Origin of the sequence: Synechococcus sp. R55.3, assembly GCF_047461975.1 — a bacterium.
In the GTDB taxonomy this organism is placed as follows: domain Bacteria; phylum Cyanobacteriota; class Cyanobacteriia; order Thermostichales; family Thermostichaceae; genus Thermostichus.
The window spans coordinates 14,108-17,476 of record NZ_JANSIG010000065.1 but is presented as its reverse complement, the minus strand read 5'-3'; the positions used below and the strand labels follow the sequence as shown (position 1 = coordinate 17,476).

The 3,369-nt window shown below is 62.4% G+C and carries 3 protein-coding genes; 1 reads left to right on the top strand and 2 read right to left on the bottom strand.

Annotation, left to right across the window (positions count from 1 at the left end; all coding sequences use genetic code 11):
• Positions 1-210: 210 nt before the first annotated feature.
• Positions 211-1,713 (top strand): glycoside hydrolase family 3 protein, encoded by a 1,503-nt coding sequence (locus NW849_RS10490; RefSeq protein ID WP_414357594.1) that lies wholly within the window; start codon positions 211-213, stop codon positions 1,711-1,713.
• A gap of 35 nt (positions 1,714-1,748) precedes the next feature.
• Here the strand turns inward: NW849_RS10490 and fabD are convergent, their stop codons facing one another.
• Together fabD and NW849_RS10480 are read right to left on the bottom strand one after the other, a co-directional pair.
• Positions 1,749-2,615: an ACP S-malonyltransferase gene (gene fabD / locus NW849_RS10485; RefSeq protein WP_414357593.1), complete on the bottom strand. Its 867-nt coding sequence runs from the start codon at positions 2,613-2,615 to the stop codon at positions 1,749-1,751.
• A 4-nt stretch (positions 2,616-2,619) separates the two neighbouring features.
• The coding region (locus NW849_RS10480) for a beta-ketoacyl-ACP synthase 3 (protein WP_414357592.1) at positions 2,620-3,369 on the bottom strand (750 nt) is incomplete at its 5' end.

Here is a 3,369-nt window from a genome sequence, read left to right as displayed (position 1 = left end):
AGTTCTTTACGCCATCCCTCCAGTATGGCCACAACTACAAGTCAATCGCCACTCTAAACCTGCAAGAGCCACTTCAGGGTATGCTAGCCTCAGGCTCATCCTGACCGGCTTTCTTGGCAGCGACGCCCAAGGACATCTGCTTTGACATGCTCGATAGGACCCCGTCCCGCTGCCGCAGTGGATCCCAGGGCTTGGAGCCTTGAGGAGAAAGTGGGGCAACTGTTTCTGGTTTATTTTGAGGGAGCTGAGTTTTCCTCCGCTCTCGAGGAGATGATCCGGGACTACCACGTGGGCGGGCTGATCTTCTATTCGATTGCCGGCAACATTCAAACGTTGCCTCAGGTGGCCCAGCTCATTGCCGCGGCTCAGGCACAAGCCCTTGTCCCCCTGTGGATAGCCATTGATCAAGAGGGGGGGCCGGTGGTGCGCCTTACCGAGGGGGTGACGGTGTTCCCCAGCGCCATGGCAGTGGCAGCAGCGGGATCCCTGGCAAAGGCAGAAGCTATGGCCCGTGCGGTGGGAACGGAGCTGAAAAGTTTGGGGTTTAACCTCAACTTCGCCCCTGTTGTGGACGTGAACAGCAACCCCCACAACCCCATCATCGGCATCCGAGCCTTTGGGTCAGACCCGAAACAGGTGACAGATTACGGCCTCGCCCTGTGGCGCGGCTATCGGCAAGCCGGGATCCTCTGTACGCCCAAACATTTTCCCGGCCATGGGGACACCGATATGGATTCCCACCTGGGGTTGCCGCGGGTGGATCGCCCCCTGGAGGCGCTACAAACCACGGAATTGCGCCCGTTTCAGGCTTTGATCCGGGCAGGGGCAGAGGCGATGATGACGGCGCATGTGGTGATGCCGGCTCTGGGATCCGTGCGACCGGCAACGCTGGCCCCTGAGGTGGTGTCGGGCTGGCTGCGGCAGAGGCTGGGTTTCCAGGGTCTCGTCCTGACAGATTCCCTGACCATGGGGGCCATTGCCCGCACCTACGGCATTCCCGAAGCGGCAGAACTGGCCTTTAGGGCAGGGGCCGATGTGCTGCTGTTTGGGGCAGATCCCGGCTTTACCCCGGCCATCCAAAAAGAAGCTTATGCCCATCTGCTGCGGGAGTTTCGCGCCGGGCGCTTGTCGGTTGAACAGTTGGATCAGTCGGTGGAGCGGATTTTGGCCTTGAAGCGGCGCTACAGGCTGGGATCCCCCTGCCCCCCTTTCCCCCCTTCCACCCTGGAAAGCCACCAGGCGCTGGCCCGCCAAATCGCCCAAGACAGCATCACCCTGGTACGGGGATCCCTGCCTCCCTTGGCCCCTGACCCGCTGCTTATCACCCCTGTACCTTTGTTGGGGGAGCTGCTGCAAAAAGCCTGTCCCGCTGCCCAAGTGTTCTCCATCCCTCTGGATCCCACCCCCGAACAGCAGCGGATTGCCCAAGAAGGGGCTCAAAGGGCTGCGCAGGTGCTGGTGGGATCCCTGGAGACGTGGCGGCATCCGGCGCAGAGGTTGCTGCTGGGATCCCTTCCGCCGGAAAAGGTGATTGGGTTGGCCTTGGGATCCCCCTACGATGCCTTTGCCCTGCCCCAGATCCCGGTTTACTTGGCCTGCTACGGCACTACCCCCGTCTCTCTACAGGCGTTGCTGCAGGTGTTGTTGGGACAGATTCCGGCCCGGGGTCGCCTGCCGGTTGGATCCCACCCGGAGGGATCCCGGTCGCGTTAGCGGGACAGAGCTCTTTCCCGTTAAAAACAGATCCACTAACTGCTGAGGCTGCTGACAGTGCGCCGCGCCAGGGCCGGCACCGTTCGCTTCACCAAGCCCGTCAGAACATTTCCGGGGCCGATTTCCCACACCTCTTGGATGCCGTCGGCAGCCATGTGCAGCACCGTCTCTCGCCAGCGGACAGGGGCAGTCATCTGGGCCAGCAGCGCCTGCTTAAGGGCTTGCGGATCCCGGCTGGCGGTGGCAGTGCAGTTGCTGTAGACGGGCACTCGCGGCGGCTGAAAGTCAACAGCGCGCAAGGTGTGGGCAAACTCCTCGGCAGCAGCCTTCATAAAGGGCGAGTGAAAGGCGCCACTTACCTTGAGGGGAACGGTGCGCTTGGCCTGCAACTGCTCACAGACGGCTTGCACCCCCTCCACTGAGCCGCTGATCACCACCTGATCCGGGCTGTTGTCGTTGGCAAGGGTGACATCGGGGATCATCTGGCACAGATGCTCTAGCTTGTCGCGGTCAAACCCCATCACCGCTGCCATGTGGCCTGGAGGATCCCCTGCAGCTTCCATCAGTTGGCCCCGCAGCGCCACCAGCCGCAGGCCGGTCTCGAAATCAAACACGCCGGCAGCATAGAGGGCGCTGTATTCTCCCAGGCTGTGGCCGGCAGTGCAGGCAGGAGCCTGACCCTGGGCGTAGAGATAGTCTGTCAACAGGGCCGATACGGTGAACAAAGCCGGTTGCGTGTAGCCGGTCTGGTGGATCTGGTCTTCCGACAGAGCTAAGGGATCCCATCCCAACATCTCACGGGCCAAAGCCAACTTCTGGGCTGCTCCCTGCCAGTTCCGCAAGTCCCTTCCCATGCCCACCGCTTGGGATCCCTGGCCGGGATAGATCCAGGCAACGGTCATCAATTCACTTCCCCCAACGAAACACAATCGCCCCCCAGGTGAGGCCGGCACCAAAGCCTGCCATTACCCCCAGATCGCCGGCGCCAAAGCGTCCCTGCTCGATCCAAGTGGCCAAGGCAATTGGCACCGAAGCGCCCGAGGTGTTGCCGTAATACTCTAGGACGCTGGCCACCCGCTGCGGATCCAGTTGCAAACGCTTGGCTACCGCATCGAGAATGCGCTGGTTGGCCTGATGAATAAAATACCCCTGCACCGCCTCCGCCGGGATCCCGGCCCGGAAGAGAGCCTTCTCGATAACCTCCGGCACCGCCTGGACGGCGAACTTGTAGACCTCGCGGCCATTCATGGCGATGGGGCAGCAGCGGTATTGCCCCACCTGCAGGGATCCCACCAGGGGCTTGGCCTCTGTAGCCATGGACAAGCTGAGTAGCTGGCTGCCACTGCCATCGCTGCGCAGCTCAATGCTGAGGATCCCGCCGGTTTCCCCCGCCTCCAGAACCACTGCCCCAGCCCCATCTCCAAACAAGACACAGGTGGTGCGATCCGCCCAGTCCACCGTGCGGGAGAGCACATCCGCCGCCACCACCAAGGCCCGCCGATACAGCCCGGTTTGCAAAAACTGTGCTGCCGTGGCCACCGCAAAGACAAAGCCTGTGCAGGCTGCCGTCAGATCAAAGGCCACCGCCCGCGTTGCTCCCAGAGCTGCCTGCACCTGAGGGGCCGAGCCAAACCGATCGACGCCGGTGGAAGTGGC

Excerpts from the sequence above, each read along its gene's own strand:
- fabD (WP_414357593.1), bottom strand. The coding sequence starts at position 2,615 with ATGACCGTTGCCTGGATCTATCCCGGCCAGGGATCCCAAGCGGTGGGC.